The sequence below is a fragment of the Paenibacillus sp. HB172176 genome (assembly GCF_011947265.1).
Lineage (GTDB): Bacteria > Bacillota > Bacilli > Paenibacillales > Paenibacillaceae > Pristimantibacillus.
In genome coordinates this window covers 482,399-500,613 of the sequence record NZ_JAATHD010000001.1, presented here as the reverse complement: position 1 = coordinate 500,613, position 18,215 = coordinate 482,399, and the positions used below count along the sequence as shown (strand labels likewise).

Here is an 18,215-nt window from a genome sequence, read left to right as displayed (position 1 = left end):
ACCTCCCTCTGTCAATAGGTTTACAAAATAATTGACAACGATTCTCATTATCGATTATGCTGAATGAGTCTTGATTTCTCTTGCTATTCGAAAGGATCTGCTGCTCCATGTCAACTGTTCAACCGGCTGCGAATCAGCCAGCCATTCGCAAGGAATCGCTTATCGCAAGCCGTACCGGCTTCCTGCTCTTCCAACTTGCTCTTATCGCTGTCGCGATCGCTTCAGTCGGCATTGCCGTCGCGCTCGGTCAGGTCGATATTCCCATTTCCGATTCTTACCGTATTCTGATTTATCAACTAACTGGCATTCAGATTGGCGATCCCCAGAGCCTGGTATCGGGGCCAAGCGCCAGCATTATATGGAATATACGCTTCCCGCGCGTCTTGCTCGCTTTGCTTGTCGGAGCGGGTCTCAGCATGTGCGGCACGATTATGCAAGCCTCCGTCCAGAATCCGCTGGCGGATCCGTATATTCTTGGCGTATCATCGGGCGCATCGCTTGGCGCAACCTTCTCCATCCTGATCGGCTTCGGCACAGCAGGCATACTCGGTCAACTCGGCCTTGCCTTCTGGGCATTCGCCGGCGCATTCGGCGCATCCTTGCTGGTTCTGATGCTGGCGGGTCTCGGCGGCAAGATGTCGTCGGTCAAGCTTGTGTTATCGGGGATGGTCATCAATGCGCTCTGTACCGCCTTTACCGACTTTATTATATATATTGCGAACAATGCCGAGGGCATCCGCTCCGTTACCTTCTGGTCGATGGGAAGCCTGGCCGCCGCGCAATGGGACCGGCTTCCGCTTGTCGCCGTTGTTACCGGCCTGGCCGTTCTATTATTTCTGCTGCAATTCCGAATTCTCAATACGATGCTGCTCGGCGAAGAAGCGGCCGTCACGCTAGGCGTTAATCTATTCGCCTATCGCAGAATTTATTTGATTCTTACTGCCGGCGTTACCGGCGTCCTGGTCGCCAGTTGCGGCACGATCGGCTTCGTGGGACTGATCATTCCCCATATCGTCCGGGGACTTGTCGGTTCCGATCATCGCCGGTTAATGCCAACCTCCATCTTGATTGGCGGCATCTTCCTCGTCTGGACGGATGTAGCCGCCCGCACGATCGTGCCCAAGTCGGAACTGCCCATCGGCATCCTTACAGCGCTAATCGGCGCGCCCCTGTTCATGTACATGCTGATCAGAAAAGGCTATGAATTCGGAGGGAAATAATATGGAACTGTCAGTAAAGGACTTATCGATCTCGATTGGCCGAGCGCATATCGTCAGAGACCTGTCTCTTCAGGTGGGAAGCAAGCAATTCGTCGGCCTCATCGGCCCGAATGGCTGCGGCAAGTCCACGCTGCTCAAGAGCATCTATAAGGTCCTGAAGCCGGATAGCGGCGAAGCGAAGCTCGCGGATATGAATTTGTTCCGCGCATCTCCCAAGGCGGTCGCGCAATTGATGGGGGTGGTCGGGCAATTCAATGAGCTTAGCTTCGACTTTACCGTCCGGGACATGGTCCTGATGGGAAGAACGCCGCATAAACGCATGCTGGATGCCGACAATGCCGCTGACCACGAACTTGTCGAGCGAGCGCTTCGACAAGTCGGGATGGATACCTATGCCGAGCGAAGCTTTCTCTCCCTGTCAGGCGGAGAGAAGCAGCGCGTCATTCTTGCCCGCACGCTTGCCCAGCAGCCGAAGTTTCTCGTGCTGGACGAACCGACCAATCATCTCGATATCAAATATCAGCTGCAAATTCTGAATATAGTCAGAGCCCTCGACATCGGCGTTCTGGCGGCGCTGCATGACCTCTCGCTGGCTGCGAAATATTGCGACTATCTGTATATCGTCAAAGGAGGCTGCATCGTAGCGGATGGCGTTCCGCGCGACGTCATTACCAAGAAAATCGTCGCGGATGTATTTGAAGTCGATTGCGAGGTATATACCAATCCCGTCAACGGTGAGCTCGCCATTGCTTATTTGACCGAGGCCTCGTCCCTAACCTAACTGCATGTTCATCGCGCCTGAGCTAAAGGGATAGCTTATACAGGCTGAACAAGTATAATTAATACCCGCATCACGGCTGTCCGGCTGCTTTTATCGGCACCCAAATCTCACTTCTATAGTTCGGAGACGACGTATCCTTCCCCTCGTTCCACAATATCTCCGGACCTTCGGCAATTTCATAATTCGAGGATGGGAACCATTCGGAGTAGATGCGTCCCCAAATATTTTGAAGTGTTGCCGGGAACGGTCCGACTGCTTCGAACACCGCCCATGTCGATGCCGCTGCCTCCAGCTTCGCAAACTCTTCCGAGCCTTCCTCCGTTGTGGCAACCCCGATATAATGATCAAGCTCGCCCTTCTCTTCCATTCTGCCTTCCGAGAAATTGGCGGAAGCGCTAATGATGCCCTTTGGCTCCACATTCGACATGCCTTTCAGTTTCGCAATTCGATCCTCCCTCAAGCTTCCCCACATCGCGGCAATCTCCGGATTCACGCCTTCAAATACGATGGGAACCCTCTTCATCAAGCCGACGATATGAAAGGCTTCCTTCTCTACGATCCGATAATTCATTTCGCTTCCTCCTTGAATGGTTAATTGGAAGGTCATCATGGGGTAGGCTTTCAAAGCATGCTTGCTTGATCTGGCTTCAGACGGCGTAACGCCATGCAGCTGTTGGAAAGCCCGCGTGAACGCATCCGGCGAGCTATAGCCGTATTTGACCGCAATATCGATGACCTTCGTCTCGCTGCCTCGCAGCTCGAAAGCCGCTTGAGTGAGCCGTCTCCGGCGGATATATTCGGATAGCGTAACGCCCGCGAGAAACGAGAACATCCTCGTAAAATGATACTCCGAGCAGTGCGCCCTGCGTGCTGCCTCCTTCATATCGATCTCGCCTGCGAGACTTTCTTCAATATAATGCATCGCCTCATTCATAGCCTTCAGCATTGCCATTGTCCCCGACCTCCTTGCCATTACATTAACAGGAATCTTTGAAGCGCATCCGACTTTCCATGCACGAATGCGCAGGGTGACGGTTTGCTTATCCATCCAAGCTGCTTCGTTTCCTAATTATATCCCAAGCTGCGAAAATGATTGAACAAGCGTATAAAAAGCCGCCTTCCGCATGCTTTGCAGCATGCGAAGACAGCTCTCGTTAAACTTTATTACGCGTTCATGTGACTTATTCCAGCCGAATATAATACAAATTCGTCACATCATCCTTGGTAATCGTATGCGAACCTGCCGCAAGCGAAGCGGTGACGATGCCGTCCGTCATGGCGTAGCTTGTTCCGTCGATCTTGATTTCCGTACCGTCAGCCGTATTGAAGACCAGGGTTAAAGCCGCAGCTTCCGTAGTCGTAAAGGCAATACTGGTCGTGCTTTCGATTTTCAGACATTGCGTTAACGTCAATCCTTCATATACCACGGTTCCCTTCGAGGTAGAGAGATTCCCCTGAATATCGAAGAAATCGCTGTCCTTTCCATCTGCAGTAAAGTTCTGCACAACCACGCCAGTCGGACTGGAGGTTGGCGTCGGTGTTGCAGTAGGCGTTGCGGTCGGTGTTGCGGTCGGTGTTGGTGTTGTAGTCGGCGTCGGTGTTGGCGTCGGGTCCGGGTTTGAAGCCGAGCCCGACAGGTCTGCGCCAAGATTCTCGCCGCCCACGCCGGCGCCCAACAAATCGCTGCCCGATGCCAGCTTCAAGAAGTTGCCCAGATTCGGCGAGCCGTCCGCGTTGCGGGTTATCGTCGGCGTCAGGCTGACGAAATCCGCTGAGCTGGCTTCGAGTCCGTCCGTGTTCGTGCTTTCGCCATTTTTCCACCAGACGTTTGAGTTCCCCACATCCGTGCCGCTGGTCTTATCGCTCGAAGATGCGATATAAGAGAGATTGTTCGTGAACTGATGCGAGCCGCTGTCGAAGGCAAAGTTGCTGCCTTGATCCTGGCCATTATCATAGGAAGTATTATTGATCAGCGTGATGGAACCCGGATTGCTGTTGTAGGTGAAGCCATGCTTCTTATTAGCGTACGCCACCGAGTTAATGACAGTGTGGTTCACCGCTATTTTATCGCCCCCAAGCTTGAAGCCGTTGCCATCGCTGTCCGTCGTTGTGCTGCCCTCCGATGTTTGGCCGTTATGATGCGCCACGCTGTTCATGATGGTCACTTCGCCGATAGGACCGGTTTCGGATTTCGTGTATAGATCCCAGCCGTCATCGGTGTTATAAGCCGAGATGCAGCCGTCGAATACGTTGCCGGGGCCGATCGTCAGCTTGGCTGCAAAGCCGTCCGCATCTTCGCCGTTATCAGGGTCATAATTGTCATGCGAGTAAGAATTAATAATTTCGTTGTAGCTCGGCCACTCGCTAATATCGTCTAGCGATGAGGCATAACGGCTGATCTGCAGCCCTGTATCGCGATTATGATGGGTTTCCACATCCTCGATGCGATTATAATTGCCTCCGATAAAGACACCGTTATCCCCCGCTCCCTTGACCTCCAGTCCCTTGATCAGCCAATAGCTGCCCCAAATTTGCAGTCCTCTGGCCGTGCTGTCGAAGGGCTCGGCGAAAAAGTCCAGAACCGGGTTCTCGTCGCCGTAGGCAACCAGGCTCTTGCGATTGCTGGTCGAGCTGCCGTTGTTGTCATAGTTGATAATGACGGTGGAATCGAACGTATAGGTGCCGCCGCGCATATAGATCGTGCCGCCATCGGCTACGCGGGTTATGGCTGCTCTTAGCGTGATCGGGCTGCCAATCGAAGTTCCGTCATTGCTGTCCGATCCGTTCGGAGCGACATAGAGCGTTCCGGACACCGGAGCCGGAGTTGCAGTTGGCGCTGATGTCGGCGTTGCGGTCGGTGCTGCCGTTGGCGTTGGTGCCGGCGTTGCGGTCGGGGCCGGAGTTGCCGTCGGCGTAGTCGTTGGCGCTGATGTCGCTCCTCCTTCAACTGCTACCTTCATATAGTAGAGATTGATGCTGTCGTCCTTGGTAATGGTATGCGCGCCGGATTCCAGCGAGACGCTCACAATGCCGTTCGTCATCGCGTAGCTTGTGCCGTCAACCTTAATTTCTTTGCCGTTATCCGAATTGAATACCAAGGTTAGCGTTGAAGCCGCGTCAGTCGTGAACGCAATACTTGTGGAGCTCTCAATCTTCAAGCATTGCGTAAGCGTCAAGCCATTGTATTGCACCGTACCTTTAGAGGTGGACAGGTTGCCTGAAATCGTGAAGAAGTCGCTTGATTTGCCATCCGTGGTAAAGTTCTGAATATATTCTCCGGCCGTCGGGGATGAGGATTCCGTTGGCGAAGGAGTTGATGTTGCCGTTGGGTCAGGCGTCTGAGTCGGCGTTGTGGTCGGAGCCGGCGTTTCCGACGGGTCGACCGGATCAGTCTGCTCCGAGTTCCCCCCAACGGAGACAAGCGAGGTTGTATAATTCTGAATTTGCGACATGAGCGCCGCATTCAGCGCATATGAAGTGTCGTCCACTAAATCATTGAATGTCCATGCGAAGTCGCCGCCCTCCAGACGTCCGGCATTCGCCGTAACAACTTGCTCCACGTTGCTTACGCTGTCAACATCAGCAGCATCTACTCCTGTATCGACACTGGTGTCAAAGTTGTTATAGGCGGTTCCGCCTTCTAATGCTTTATAGGAGCTTGGAACGGTTTCATTTCGTGATGATGCCAGGTAAGCATCGAAGGAAGTGGCGTTAGCCGAAGTCGTTCCGTCATTGGAGTTGGCGTAAATCAAGCTTGCGGCATCAACAACAATATTGTTGTAGGCCTTGATCATGCCTCCGTCTTCGCCCGAGAAGGTGCCGTCTCCCAAGGCGTCAGTGCCTTGCAAGGAACTCATCATCGGATTTTTCGTATGCCGGAAGTAATTGGATTCTACAAAGGCGGATGCTCCTGTCGTGACGCCCACGCCGTATTTTGAAATGCCATCATAGAAGTTATTGTACACATGGACAGAGGCTACTCTGATGCGGGGATGACGGGAGTCCGAATGATCGAACCAGTTGTGATGGAAGGTGACAAAAAACTCTGAAGATTCGCTGAGACCGACCAATGAAGATTTCCCTGAATCCCAATAGTGATTATACGATATCGTAATGTAGGTCGAGCCCTTCTTCAAGTCTGTAGAGCCGTCGCCCTTGGCTTGGTCGGAATCTCCCCCAGCCGTTCCGTAGAAGATGTCATTATTATGCACCCAGACATTCACATTGCCCGTATCCATCGATACGCCATCGTCCGGGAACAGCATCAATCCCAGATTTCTTACCTCAACATTGCCGGTGTAGCGCAGCAGCAGTCCCCAGCCATAGGCATAAGCATCGTCTCCGATGCCTTCAAGCGTCATGTTCATTTCGGAATAATTGTTCTTGCCTTTCACTTGAAGATAGCCGCTGCTGTTGAGTTGACCGCTCATATCATCATCGGTCACTTGCCCTATGAAACGAATCGCCAGAGGCGTTGTGTCGTAACCCTTCTGTCTCAAGGCCATAATATCCCCCAGCCCGACTGCCGTTTGCAGACTGCCCGAGCTGTTGACCTTCACATCAAGCGTAACCGTCTGCGCCGTTTCGGATGTGATGTACAAAACCTGAGCGCCTGCCTTGAGCGTTCCATTATCATTGTAGGCGCCCGAACCGGTGCCGTATTGCGAATCCTCCGAAAAGGCGAATCCGGATCTGTCATAGGCCGATACGGATATAGAACCCGTCACCGCGCTGGCTGTTGAACCGTCTGACAGCATCGCTTCAACCTTCATGACATAGCTTCCTGCCGCAAGTCCCACAGCATCGGCCCTCCAATAAGAAGGATATTGCCGAATAAGCTCGCTGTCGAGCTGCTGATACTGAGAGTCCGAAGCGCTTGCCGGCTTCACATATACATTATATCCCTCCGAGCTGCTTACTGGCGACCACTCCACATACGCCGTTTCGAACCAGCCTCCGCTGTTCGTAATCGACAGATCGGCGGCATGCGCGGTCGGATTAGCCAAGCTGCTGACAATCAAAGAAAACGCAAGAGAAAACAATACGACAATACTGGCTGCCTTTGTTGCCCTTTTTCCCACTTCAATCCCTCCTGAGTTCGATTTGAAGCAAACTTCATTGCATTGGTCCAGATGAAACGGTTACGCCGTCCTTATGCGGCGGGGATGCGTTTCATTTCGGAGTACAAAAACGTAGCAGCCTCTCTCACCTCCTGTTCAAAAACTTCGCCCTGTCCATCGTTGCGCGCTTTTGCTCGTGAGGTATGAAGCCCAGGAGGGGTCTCTAACGTTATCAGCTTACCAGAAATGTAAGCGTTTCCGAAACAATCATTTACTCATATTTCCAGATCCCGGCAGCGTATCTGAGCTAATGATTATTGGGCCAAGGAATGACACCGGGGGAGAAATACTTGCTCCGACTTGGCAGCGGCAAGACAAAAACGTCAGTTCTACCAACTCAGCAGCAGCAAGACATAGCGCCACTTACTCCAGCCAGGCAGCAAGACAAAAACCGCTTTGCAGCCTGCCGCAACTTCCGCCCTGTCCATAACGTCTACATGATAAATGCATTGGATGTATGTGGATACGATAAAGGAGCGTGAAAACAATGAAGAAATTCCTGCTCGGATTTCTGTGCGGAATGGCCGTATTAGTCGCAACAGCTGCTTCAACATCGGATGAGATCAAAGCATTGATCAGTTCGACAACCGTTTATTTTCATGTGAACGGGGAAATGCATTCGCTCGATTCCTCCGGGGATCAAGCCTTGAATTACAAGGGACGGATTTATATTCCGTTGCGACAGTTCACGGACGAAGTCGGCGGAGCGATTCACTACCAACAAGATCAGAATGCCGTGGATGTCTATCTCGCAGACCAGCATGACCTGAGTTTGCAAGATAAAGATGATTACGTGCGTATGGGGTATGTCGAGACTAAATTCGCAGAACTAGGGGATCCGTCTGCTGTAACGGGCATCATTAAATTCAACAAGGCTATCCCTTCGAATAAACAAATCGTCATCGCCATTCTCAATCAGAACGGCGAGCAGGCTGCCGTAACCGAGCCAATCCGGCTGCTTCGCCAGAAGGTTTCCCAATCACCTGCGGGAAATATAGCTTCCTTCGAAGCTTACTTCCCCTATATGGAGGCCATCCCGTCTTACCAGCTTCAGATTCAGCTCGTAGACAAGACCGAATGGAACTATTCTCAGGTAAATGGCAACTTGAACGGAGCAGGAGGAATTAACGGTTATCCTCTCGCAATGGCTCTTTTTACAGATGTCTGGGGGAAGAAGGGCAAGCCATTTCCACTCGAAATCTATTTATTAAACGTGAGCGATGAAGAGGTGACCGTATCAAAACCTGTTGTATTCGAAATCGCCATTACTCAAAATATCGAGGGCGTCTATCAGCCTGTTCGAACATTGAAATCAAGCTCCTTTAGCGGGGCGATCCCATGGAAGCAAGGCGCCGCTATGACAACTCTTATCTGGGATCAGAAGGATGACAACGGCGCCTTGGTTCCGCCGGGCGAATACCAGGCAGAGATCGTATTGCCCGGGTCAGCAGAGGGTTATTCGGGGAGCAATTCCAATGAAGAAAATACATTTACGATTCCAAGTTCAATGAAGACGCGCATTCCCTTATTTATTGAATAGTGAGGGGAAGCCCGGGCCCACCAAGGGGTTTCCCGCGAATACGCTGGGATTTCCCCTGCGAATCCGCATAGTTCGGCTCAAAACGCAAGCAGGGGACCACTGTCCAAACATCGGTCCCCTTTCTTATGGAAGGAATGAACGCTTGCAACTGTAACGGACATTTTCGACCTTTAGAAGCTCGTATGAGCCTGCTCAGAATTTTAACGGACATTTGATCCGCTTAGCGGATGAATAGGGTTGACTATGCGTTCGAATTGATCGCTAAGGTGACCAAATGTCCGTTAGAGTAAATAGGCAGCGAAAAAAGCAGTTTAAGGCGACCGAATGTCCGTTAGAGCAGGTGGCTGTTTTCCAAGGACGCCGTCAGGCGTTTTTCTCAACTTTTCTTAACGATAGACTCTTACCTCGACTACTCCTGCATAAGGAGAGCCATTAACCGCTCCAAATTGCAAACGCAACGCGTCTGTCTCCACTTGCTCAGCAAGCTGAATGATATTTTTTCGTTTGCGGTTGTTTGTAATCGTTGCCGCAACCCGCCAACTGCCATCCGCTTCCCGAATTTCAACCTCATAATCCTTAAGCAGCTCCGGAATAATCTCGAACGGCGTTCTCAGAAAATGCAAATTATTCAAATACTCGTTCACGTCGTCGTTCAGAATGACATGCACCTCGCGAATGCTGACCGGGCTGTCCCAATCCAGCCTCAGCCATTCCGCCTTGCCCTCTTCCATCCGCCCGGATAACCATTGATTGGGACCGGCGAACGGCCTTCGGTATCCATTAATGATTTGCCTCGGAGCAAAGGCTTGCGTCTCCGGGTATATCCTGCAATGAAACAATCGGCGACTTACCGGCTTCATGCTCCATTGCAGCACCCCTTGCGTCTCCTCCTTCTCCTCCAGCAAATCCCGCCCGGCTCCAGCCCCAGAGGCTTGACGCACGAAGGCCAGCATGCCTGCATGCGGCTCGCAGGACAGCCGCAAGCTCAGCTTCGCATTCGCCTTGATGATCAGGAAGGCATTCTGCGGCATGTCCGGGCTCCATGGGAGAATCAGCCTCGCCCACTGCTCTTCTCCACGCTCGACCTCGACGGAGGCTGACAAAATCATCGTATGCGGAACATAATTCTCTCCTCTGCCCGTATTCCATAATTCGGCTTCCAGCACAGTCGCTTCATCCGCATCCAACCGTATATCGATATGCGTAACGAGCGGGTTAACAGGAAACAACATGGCGACGTCGACGCACAAGCGAAAGGCTTCGCCTTCCCCAGCCACCTCCATGCGCGCGCAATAAGAGGATGCGCTCACTCGGGCCGAGGCCGCCAGATCTTCCTCATCCCGATTGGCTATGCCGATCAGCGAAGCGTCCTGTTTCAGCAGCGTTTGTTGAAGCTCCCGTATATGCTGCTCGTACAGCTGACGCGGCCTTGCTTGCTTCTCGACGCACAAGGCCGCAGCCGTGCCGGCCGCCTCCCCCATAATCGCGCAAGTCGCCATAACCCTCGTCGTTCCGAACGCGATATGCGTAGCGCTTATGTTGCGACCCGCGAACAGAAGATTATCCACGTTGACGGAATATAGACTTCGGAACGGAATCGAATAGATCCCGTCCGGGTGAAAATGTCTGGAGCCGCCGGTAGACGCGTACATGCCCTGGGGAGGATGAAGATCAATGGACCATCCTCCGAACGCAATCGCGTCGGGGAAATCGGTTTGTTCGATCACATCGTTCTGATTCAGCATATAATCTCCGACGAATCTGCGATATTCTCGCTTGCCGGGCACAGCGCCCACCCATTCCAGCGTAAGGTTGGCCGCCTCGAATTGACCCGAGTTCTTAATATAATCCCAGATGCCGTAGATTGCCGACCACAGCTCATCGCGAATGGATTCATTGTCGTGAACAGTATCCCATTCTCCTCCCCATTCGATCCACCAATAATGGCAGCCGGAGTCGCCGCTGCGAATGACTCTCTTGATCGGAATGGAGGTTTCCTCGATACGCTTCGCAAAGCTGGGCCGCACGAATGTGACCGGCTCTCCGGTATCCTTGGTATAGAAAAAAATCGTGCTTCCCAGCGTCAAGTCGTCGGCAATCTCCGGGGCCAGATTTTCGTTAAATTCGCTTGCGGCCTCCCGCCCGATGCGATATTCCGCTCCGGCCAAACAGCCTGCCAAGCCATCTCCCGTGCAATCGATGTATACCTCGCTTTCAAAGCTCAGCTTGCGCTCCGACCCGGACATCCAGCCCGATGCGAGCGTTATTCTTCTTCGTCCATTCTCCAGTGGAAAAGCCGTTATATCCATAATTTCCGTATTCAGGAACAAGCTGATCCCCGGCTCGGCTTTCACCGCCTCAAGCAAGATCAAATCCCATATATAGGGATTCCCTTGCGGATTTCGGTATTGATTCTCCAGATACAACTCGCCCATGATGCCCGTCTCCCGCGCATAGCGGTTCACACCCGTCGCGGACGCCCCGCTGACCCATACTCTGATCTCGCTGCTGGAATTGCCGCCAAGCACGGGCCGGTTCTGGACAAGCGCGACGCTGCGGCCCAGTCGGGCTGCGGCAATCGCCGCGCATATGCCGGACAATCCGCCGCCCGCGACTGTAATATCCTTCTTGATTCGCTCTTCTCTCATATTGCCCGCTCGATTTCGTTCATAATTTGCTCATGCAGCTTATGCACCCGCGGAAGGGCATCCGGAGACAGAGGAGGGAGCGGCAGTCGCGGCGCGCCGCAATCGATGCCTCTCATGCGCACAAGCTCCTTCACCGTGCCGAACAACCCGAGCGCCCGAATTTCCGTAATGACGCGGTTGACAATAATCTGCCAATGACGCGCTTCTTCAATATTCCCATTGCGATACGCCCGTTCAATGGCCAGGAACAATTCGGGCATAGCGCCATAGGTTCCGCCGATGCCGCCGCTCGCTCCCATGACCCGGCCCGCGAGATATTGCTGATCCGGTCCGTTATATACCGCGAACGCCTCCCCGCCGACGGCCTTGAATTGCTCTAATTCATAAGTGCTGAAGCTGGTTGTCTTAATCCCGATCAGCCGCTTGTCCGCGCATAACGACGACAGAAATTCGGGACTTACCGCAAAACCCGTCGAGGCCGGCACATTATAAATAATAAAGGGCAAGGCGCAGCTGTCCATAATCGCTTGCCAGTGGCTTCTCACCGCCGCCTCCGTGTACCCGTAGTAGAAGGGCGGCACGGCGGAGACCGCGTCCGCCCCCGCCTTCTCCGCATGCCCGGCAAGCGCCGCGCCCGCATCCGTCGTCATCGCTCCGACATGGGCGATAATCGGAATCTCACCGCCGCATTCGCCGATGACAGCTTCCAGAACCGCCTGGCGTTCTTCCACGGATTGCAGCAGACCCTCGCCCGTTCCGCCTCCCACATATAGTCCGTTTACACCTTTGTCTACGAGCCATCGCGCCAGTCCTGCCGCCGTCTCGGGAGCGACGCGCCCCCGATCGTCATAGCAAGAGTTCATCGCGACGATGACGCCTTCCATCTTCTTAGCGTTCATTTCCCTCACTGTCCTCTCCCTCGATGTCGCTGGCTCTTCCTCATACATCGGATTCACCTAATAAATGACAATATCATCCATAAGAGCGATCCCTTGCCCCGCTCCCGTGCTATTCAAGCGAATATTCGACAGCTCGGTCACAGCATGACGGAACGCCAGTTGATCGCCGACCTTGACATTGTCGATATAGATGTCGAAGGTCTGGGCCGCCATATCCGCGACAAGCTTGAGCCCGTACCAAGCATTGGCGTTATAAGAGGAATAGATGACGGTCTTGATTCCGCCGTCATACGTATAGATATCCCCATTCCCGTCGAAGGCGACCGTTACGCCGTTAACCCCGCTTCCGCTCCGCAGGCTGATTCCGAATACGCCTGTCGTTTGCCCGGCGAGCGCATTCAGCGCCAAGGTGGTCGTGCCGTCCTTCGCCTCGAAATCCGAGACCACCTCTACCAGCTGAGATGAGCTCGTATCCTCGAGCTTCAAGCTCTTGTCCGGCGCGCCCGTCAGCATGATCGTTCCGACATCGCCTCCGGCCGTGCCCTCTGTCCAGCCCGACGGCACAGCGCCCGCCGCCGTCCCGTCGAAGTCCTCCTGCAAGCGCCAGAGCATATCCTTCCAGGCGATTTCGTACCGCACGATATTCGGTTTATCCGACGAGCTTCCTTTTTGATACGTAATGATATCCAGATACATGACGCCGCTTTTCTCGATGAAATACGATTCCGCGTAATACGAGTCGGATGCAGAGAACGTATTGCTGTCGATCTCCACGCTCGTCTCCAAGGCAAGCGTATCGGGATTGAGCTTATACAATTTCAGATGCGTGACGGAGCCTTCGATGTTGCGGCATAGCAGATAATAATCGCCATCCTTCACGAATAGCTTCGGTCGGCCGATATAATCGATCTCCTCGTACGCGGCCGACAAATTCAATTCGGACACAAGGTTGAACGCCGCGTCCGTTCGGAACAATTTCGTCGTGTGATCGTCTCCTCTGGTCATAATCAAATAGCCGCTGCCGTATTTCTCAAGTGAGCTTTCATTGAACGCAAAGCCGAATTCCATGTTCAAATTTTTTACGTAGCTCCAGGTTGCGCCGCTGTCCTCCGTCTTGAGAACATGAACGGCGCGGCTGCCGCCGGTCAGCTCCGGGAAAGACATCGCCAGCACGTACATCGTGCCGCCATCGTTATAGCCGTCGAAGAAATAACCGTATTCGTAGGCGCCGACTTGAGGAAATTTCCCCTCGTCGCTGAAGGTGACTCCGTCGTCGGTCGATTTGAACATCTCGACGCCCAATCGATTCTTCGTTCCCCCGTCCTGCTGATCCACGAAATTGTACAAATCCCCGTTCGGCATCGGAATAAGCTCCGGATTCTGATTTATAACACCTGGGGAATGATCCGTAACCGTTCGGCTCACGCTGCCTGTCGAAGGATTATAGATCATTGTCTCCAGGGAAGCCTCCGACTCCATATAATGGGCATCGCCGCGTTTGTAGGACACGATCACCGACTCATCGCTGATTCGCTCGATCGTGGGGAAAGCAAGGTAAGCGTCCACTCCCAAGGGATCCGCATCGAACAAGGTTTGCAATTGAATGTCGCCGGGCTCGAAGCTTGCCGGCAAGGTCCGGAGCTTCGAGAGCGGCGGCAAATCTCCTTCCGGGACGAATGCTATCGCATCCGCTCCAACGTAGCCGTCGGCGTCGTTGGTCAGCTCCACATAACCCGCAGTTCCCACTGCGAAATCGAAGGTGCCGAGCAGATTCCATTGCGAGCCGTTGGCGGTTTGATCCATCGTCATCGAAGAGGTTCCGCCATCATACGCAATTGAAAGCGGAGCATCTGTCGCTCGATTGGAATAGGCGGGATACCAGATATACACATCATATTGCCCGGCCTCGGACAGATCCGGCGTCCACCTGGCCTTCGAGCTTCCCGAGCCGCTGCTTGCATAGCGGGAATCCGAGCCGTATTGTCCCGTTAGACCGCTTGTCGTCCATGCTCCCGTCTCCGAATACCCCGCGTCCCGATTGTCGATAACCGAGCCAGCCGCCCATACATGGGACGGAAGCAGCAGCAAGAGAGCGAAGAGCAACGCTCCCGCGGCCGCAAGTCCATACCCCTTTCTCATACTAGTCAAGTTCATATCAGGCAAGTCTCCTTCATTCGAATTTGCATGCCAACACTACCGATGCGATTGATAGTATTCGTTATACTCCTGCGTGACTTCTTCCCAGCCGCTGGCGTACACCTTGTCGAGGAACTCGTCCCAGGCCGACAGCGGAAGCTCGCCGAATATAATCTGGGCGACAACCTCCACGAATTCCTTCGTATAAATATCCTTCTTGTAAAATTCGGTCTGCTTGTCCGATACGAGGCCAAGCAAGCCGTCCTGCTGATAATTGTCGTTCACGTAGCTTACGCTTTTGTCCAGCCATTCCTTCTGATACGGATAAACCTCTGGCACGAGCTTCTTCAACCACAGATCCTCGTCATTCGGACGGCGGAACATCATCAGGTGGCCGATCCACTTGGAGAAATTGCCGTATTCGGGCTCCAGCTTCACCATTTCACCATTCTCCTGCTTGTATTGCACCCCTTCCACGCCATTCTTAAGCACATTCCAGCCTTCGTCGCCAAGCATCCAGTCGAATACGCGGATAATCTCCTTCTCCTTGCCCTTGGCCTTGTTCGTCAACGCCCATGCGTTGTATACGCCGGAATTCGTCAGAATCAGCTTCTCGTCCTTGTAGGCCTCCGAATCCGGAGCTGTCGGGAAATCCACCAGCTCGATTTCCGCTTCCGGCTGAATATTCCGAATAACATTCAGATAGCTGTCCAGCTTGCCGGCGAACATGCGCATAGCCGACGTCACGCCCCGATTGAATTTATCCTCCTTGGCAGCGATGCCCTTGTTCGTGATCATATCAGGATCCATGGACTTATCCTCGACCAGCTCCCGGTAAAATTCGAGCGCATTCTTGAAGCGTCCGTCCTTGGCGAATACGCCGTAGAACACGCCGCCTTTGCCGTCGTCGTACCACTGCTTGTCGGCATGCCAGGCGCGAGCGAAATATTCGAGATTAATCGTGCCGTTCATGGACATCATCTCGTTCGATTCCGTAATGCCGTAGGTGTCCGCCTTGCCGTTGCCGTCCGGATCTCCGGTCGCGACTGCTTTGAAGAACTCCCTCCAGTCGTCGATCGTCTCCGGCGTTTCCAGGTTCAGCTTATCCAGCCAGTCCTTGCGAATGCCCATGAAGTCCTCTCGCACAATCGTGGAGCGGGGAATCATATAGATGCTGCCATCCTCCTCGCGGACGGATTCCAGCGAAGCGGGGTTGGTGTATTTCATCAGATTCGGCGCATCCTCCAGATAATCGTTCAGCGGCAGGAGTACGCCGTTCTTCACCATCTCCTCATACATATTGTCCGCTGGAGGATTCATAATGATCACCTCCGGATAATCGCCGGAAGCCATCAGCACGTTGCGCTTCTCCCATACGTTGGCAATAGGCACGGCATTCCAGGTAATATCCGCATTCGCCTTCTCGTTGATTTCATCTACCCATGGATTATTCTCCGGCGTGAATTCGGAGCCGGCCCTAAGCAAAATTTCAAATTTTACCGGCTTGGCCGAGCCGTTGCCGCCCTCCTCCTTGCCGCTTGCATTCGCGTTGCCCCCATTGTTGTCCGATGCGCCGCTTTGCGAGCAGCCAAGAACGGTCGTGCTCATCATGACGATCGTTAAAGCCATGCCAATCCAGATGGACCCTTTTCTTCTCATGCGCGGACTCTCCTCTACTTATCGATTTATATATCAACCCGGCTCTGTCCTCTGCATGCCGAACATCGCCGGAGAGATATCGAAGCTATTGCTTGACGGCTCCCAGCATAATGCCCTTGATGAAATATTTCTGCATGAACGGATACGAGAACAGAATCGGCAGAATGGCGACAATAATCGTAGCGCTCTGCATCGTCTTCGGATACATCTTCTCCGTCGCCATCGGATCCGAGCTTGCGAACAAATCCGAATTCTCCGTAATGATTTCCCGAAGCAAGATTGTCATCGTCCAGTTCGAGCGATCGTTCAGATAGAGCACCGCCTCGAAAAACCGGTTCCAGTTCGCCACCCCGTAGAACAGGCTGACCGTAGCCATTAACGGCAACGAGAGGGGGATGATGATTTTGAACAAAATGTACATATGGCCCGCGCCGTCGATCTTGGCGGATTCCTCCAGCGCATCCGGAATCGTCTCGAAGAAGGTTTTGACGATAATGAAGTTGTAGGTACTGATCAGCAGCGGCACAATAACCGCCCACAGAGAGTTGTACAGATGCATCCCCTTCACTACGAGAAAGGTCGGAATCATGCCTCCGCTGAACAGCATCGTGAATATGATGAAGAACATGACCAGCCTTGAGCCGCGAATCTTCGATTTTGCCAGCGGATACGCCGTCAGCACGGTAACGGCGACATTAAGCAGCGTACCGACTAGCGTAATGAATATCGTATTGCCGTAGCTCGATAGGAGCAGCGGATTCGTAATAATCTGGCCGTAAGCGCTCAGATCGAAATCAATCGGGAAAATCATGAGCGGATTGCTGACATAACCCGAATAGCTGCTTAAGGAGATTGCCGCCACGTTAAGCACCGGATACAGCGTAATCACGCCTAACAGAATCAGAAAACAATAATTGCAGACATCAAAGAAACGGTCGCCGATTGAGCTGCGAATGCGCATTAGAATATCCCCCTTTCCCCGAATCTGCGCGCCACGGCGTTCGCGATTAGCAGCAGCGAAAGGCCGATTGCCGACTTGAACAAGCCCACCGCGGTCGAGAAATCATATTGGGCCTCGATCAAGCCCGTGCGATAAACATAGGTTTCGAAGACATCCCCGACCTCGTAGACAAGCGGATTGCTGAGCAGAAAAATTTGCTCGAAGCCATTGTCCATCACATGGCCGATCTTGATCAGCAGCAGCACAATAATCGTGCTCTTCAGCCCCGGCAGCGTCACATGCAGCATTTGATGAATCCGGTTGGCCCCGTCCATTCGCGCCGCCTCGTAGAGCTGCGGATCGACGCCGGTCAAAGCGGCCAGGAATATAATTGTATTCCAGCCCATGCCATGCCATAAATCCGACAGAACGATAATCGAGCGGAAGTAGGATTTCTCTGCCAGGAAATTAATCGGATCTCCTCCGAACGATTCAATCACCATGTTCACCACGCCCGAGGAAGGCGAGAGGAAATTGATGACCAGACCCGAGATAACGACCCAGGAGAGAAAGTAGGGAAGATAGATAACGGTCTGAATCGTTCCCTTAAAGGCCATCTTGCGAACCTCGTTCAACAGAATCGCCAGCAGAATCGGTACAGGAAAGTTGAACACAATCTTATAGAAGCTGATTAACAAGGAATTCCGAAATACTTGATAGAAATCCTCATTCGCGAATAAATCTCTGAAATGCTGCAGTCCAATCCATTCGCTCCCTGTCAAGCCGCCGAAAATGCTGTAATCCTGAAAAGCGATCATAATGCCGTACATCGGCAAATAATGAAACAGAATATAGTAGAGAATTCCCGGCGCCAATAGGAGATAGAGCGATTTGTTGGCGCGCATATGGGCCAAGGTCCCTCCCTGCCTGCCTTCCGTCCGCCGCCGATTCCATGCGAAGGCCGCTTTCTTCATTCCCGCTTTTTCCGTCAAAGCCATTTCCATCACCCGTTTCCGAAGACTCAACATGCCTGATTCGTTGTTTGTGACTTAAGTATAAGCCGCCCGGCCCGGGGCTGAAAACGACATGAACTTGCGATATCGTTCGCAAATATAGCCAGATGGCGCGAGCCTTTCGATGCTCGCTACTGTAAAATCGCCTCCAAGGTTCGAAATCTTGCAAGCTTGTCCGAATATTTGGTCAATTGGGCATTATTCCTGCCAGATGGTTGTTCACTGTCAAAAATCGACGTTATAATTGAAGATAATCAGC

11 protein-coding genes are annotated in these 18,215 nt (G+C 52.9%); 3 read left to right on the top strand and 8 right to left on the bottom strand.

Annotated elements, in window-relative coordinates:
- Positions 1-107: 107 nt before the first annotated feature.
- Positions 108-1,220, top strand: a complete 1,113-nt coding sequence (locus HFP08_RS01890; protein WP_168118806.1) for a FecCD family ABC transporter permease — start codon at positions 108-110, stop codon at positions 1,218-1,220.
- A gap of 1 nt (position 1,221) precedes the next feature.
- Positions 1,222-2,001, top strand: coding sequence for an ABC transporter ATP-binding protein (locus HFP08_RS01885; protein WP_168118805.1), 780 nt, complete (start codon positions 1,222-1,224; stop codon positions 1,999-2,001).
- 70 nt (positions 2,002-2,071) lie between these two features.
- Here HFP08_RS01885 and HFP08_RS01880 read toward each other — a convergent pair whose 3' ends face one another.
- Positions 2,072-2,953, bottom strand: a complete 882-nt coding sequence (locus HFP08_RS01880; RefSeq protein WP_168118804.1) for an AraC family transcriptional regulator — start codon at positions 2,951-2,953, stop codon at positions 2,072-2,074.
- Between the two features lie 229 nt (positions 2,954-3,182).
- Positions 3,183-7,082 carry a pectate lyase family protein gene (locus tag HFP08_RS29650; protein ID WP_481856529.1) on the bottom strand — a complete coding sequence of 1,300 codons (3,900 nt, stop codon included), beginning with the start codon at positions 7,080-7,082 and terminating at the stop codon, positions 3,183-3,185.
- Positions 7,083-7,608: 526 nt separating this feature from the next.
- Between HFP08_RS29650 and HFP08_RS01870 the strand changes: the two genes are divergently transcribed.
- The gene (locus tag HFP08_RS01870) at positions 7,609-8,661 is read left to right on the top strand and encodes a hypothetical protein (protein WP_168118803.1); all 1,053 of its coding nucleotides are present in this window, start codon (positions 7,609-7,611) and stop codon (positions 8,659-8,661) included.
- Positions 8,662-9,047: 386 nt separating this feature from the next.
- On the opposite strand, the gene HFP08_RS01865 is transcribed toward HFP08_RS01870, so the two are convergent.
- From HFP08_RS01865 to HFP08_RS01840, 6 genes are all read right to left on the bottom strand, one after another.
- The gene (locus HFP08_RS01865) at positions 9,048-11,309 is read right to left on the bottom strand and encodes an FAD-dependent oxidoreductase (RefSeq protein ID WP_168118802.1); all 2,262 of its coding nucleotides are present in this window, start codon (positions 11,307-11,309) and stop codon (positions 9,048-9,050) included.
- Positions 11,306-12,208: a dihydrodipicolinate synthase family protein gene (locus HFP08_RS01860; RefSeq protein ID WP_168118801.1), complete on the bottom strand. Its 903-nt coding sequence runs from the start codon at positions 12,206-12,208 to the stop codon at positions 11,306-11,308. The genes HFP08_RS01865 and HFP08_RS01860 overlap by 4 nt, the downstream gene beginning before the upstream one ends.
- Positions 12,209-12,265: 57 nt before the next feature.
- Positions 12,266-14,362 (bottom strand): golvesin C-terminal-like domain-containing protein, encoded by a 2,097-nt coding sequence (locus HFP08_RS01855; RefSeq protein ID WP_168118800.1) that lies wholly within the window; start codon positions 14,360-14,362, stop codon positions 12,266-12,268.
- A 39-nt stretch (positions 14,363-14,401) separates the two neighbouring features.
- Positions 14,402-16,003, bottom strand: a complete 1,602-nt coding sequence (locus tag HFP08_RS01850) for an extracellular solute-binding protein (RefSeq protein ID WP_168118799.1) — start codon at positions 16,001-16,003, stop codon at positions 14,402-14,404.
- 85 nt (positions 16,004-16,088) lie between these two features.
- Positions 16,089-16,964, bottom strand: a complete 876-nt coding sequence (locus HFP08_RS01845) for a carbohydrate ABC transporter permease (protein ID WP_168118798.1) — start codon at positions 16,962-16,964, stop codon at positions 16,089-16,091.
- On the bottom strand, positions 16,964-17,941 hold the full coding sequence (locus HFP08_RS01840; RefSeq protein ID WP_240941002.1) for an ABC transporter permease: 978 nt from the start codon (positions 17,939-17,941) through the stop codon (positions 16,964-16,966). The genes HFP08_RS01845 and HFP08_RS01840 overlap by 1 nt, the downstream gene beginning before the upstream one ends.
- Between the last annotated feature and the right edge of the window lie 274 nt (positions 17,942-18,215).

What these genes read in the sequence shown, in the direction of transcription:
- HFP08_RS01890 (WP_168118806.1), top strand. Translation starts at nt 108, where the DNA reads ATGTCAACTGTTCAACCGGCTGCGAATCAGCCAGCCATTCGCAAGGAA.
- HFP08_RS01885 (WP_168118805.1), top strand. Translation starts at nt 1,222, where the DNA reads ATGGAACTGTCAGTAAAGGACTTATCGATCTCGATTGGCCGAGCGCAT.
- HFP08_RS01880 (WP_168118804.1), bottom strand. Translation starts at nt 2,953, where the DNA reads ATGGCAATGCTGAAGGCTATGAATGAGGCGATGCATTATATTGAAGAA.
- HFP08_RS01870 (WP_168118803.1), top strand. Translation starts at nt 7,609, where the DNA reads ATGAAGAAATTCCTGCTCGGATTTCTGTGCGGAATGGCCGTATTAGTC.
- HFP08_RS01865 (WP_168118802.1), bottom strand. Translation starts at nt 11,309, where the DNA reads ATGAGAGAAGAGCGAATCAAGAAGGATATTACAGTCGCGGGCGGCGGA.
- HFP08_RS01860 (WP_168118801.1), bottom strand. Translation starts at nt 12,208, where the DNA reads ATGAACGCTAAGAAGATGGAAGGCGTCATCGTCGCGATGAACTCTTGC.
- HFP08_RS01855 (WP_168118800.1), bottom strand. Translation starts at nt 14,362, where the DNA reads ATGAACTTGACTAGTATGAGAAAGGGGTATGGACTTGCGGCCGCGGGA.
- HFP08_RS01850 (WP_168118799.1), bottom strand. Translation starts at nt 16,003, where the DNA reads ATGAGAAGAAAAGGGTCCATCTGGATTGGCATGGCTTTAACGATCGTC.
- HFP08_RS01845 (WP_168118798.1), bottom strand. Translation starts at nt 16,964, where the DNA reads ATGCGCATTCGCAGCTCAATCGGCGACCGTTTCTTTGATGTCTGCAAT.
- HFP08_RS01840 (WP_240941002.1), bottom strand. Translation starts at nt 17,941, where the DNA reads ATGGCTTTGACGGAAAAAGCGGGAATGAAGAAAGCGGCCTTCGCATGG.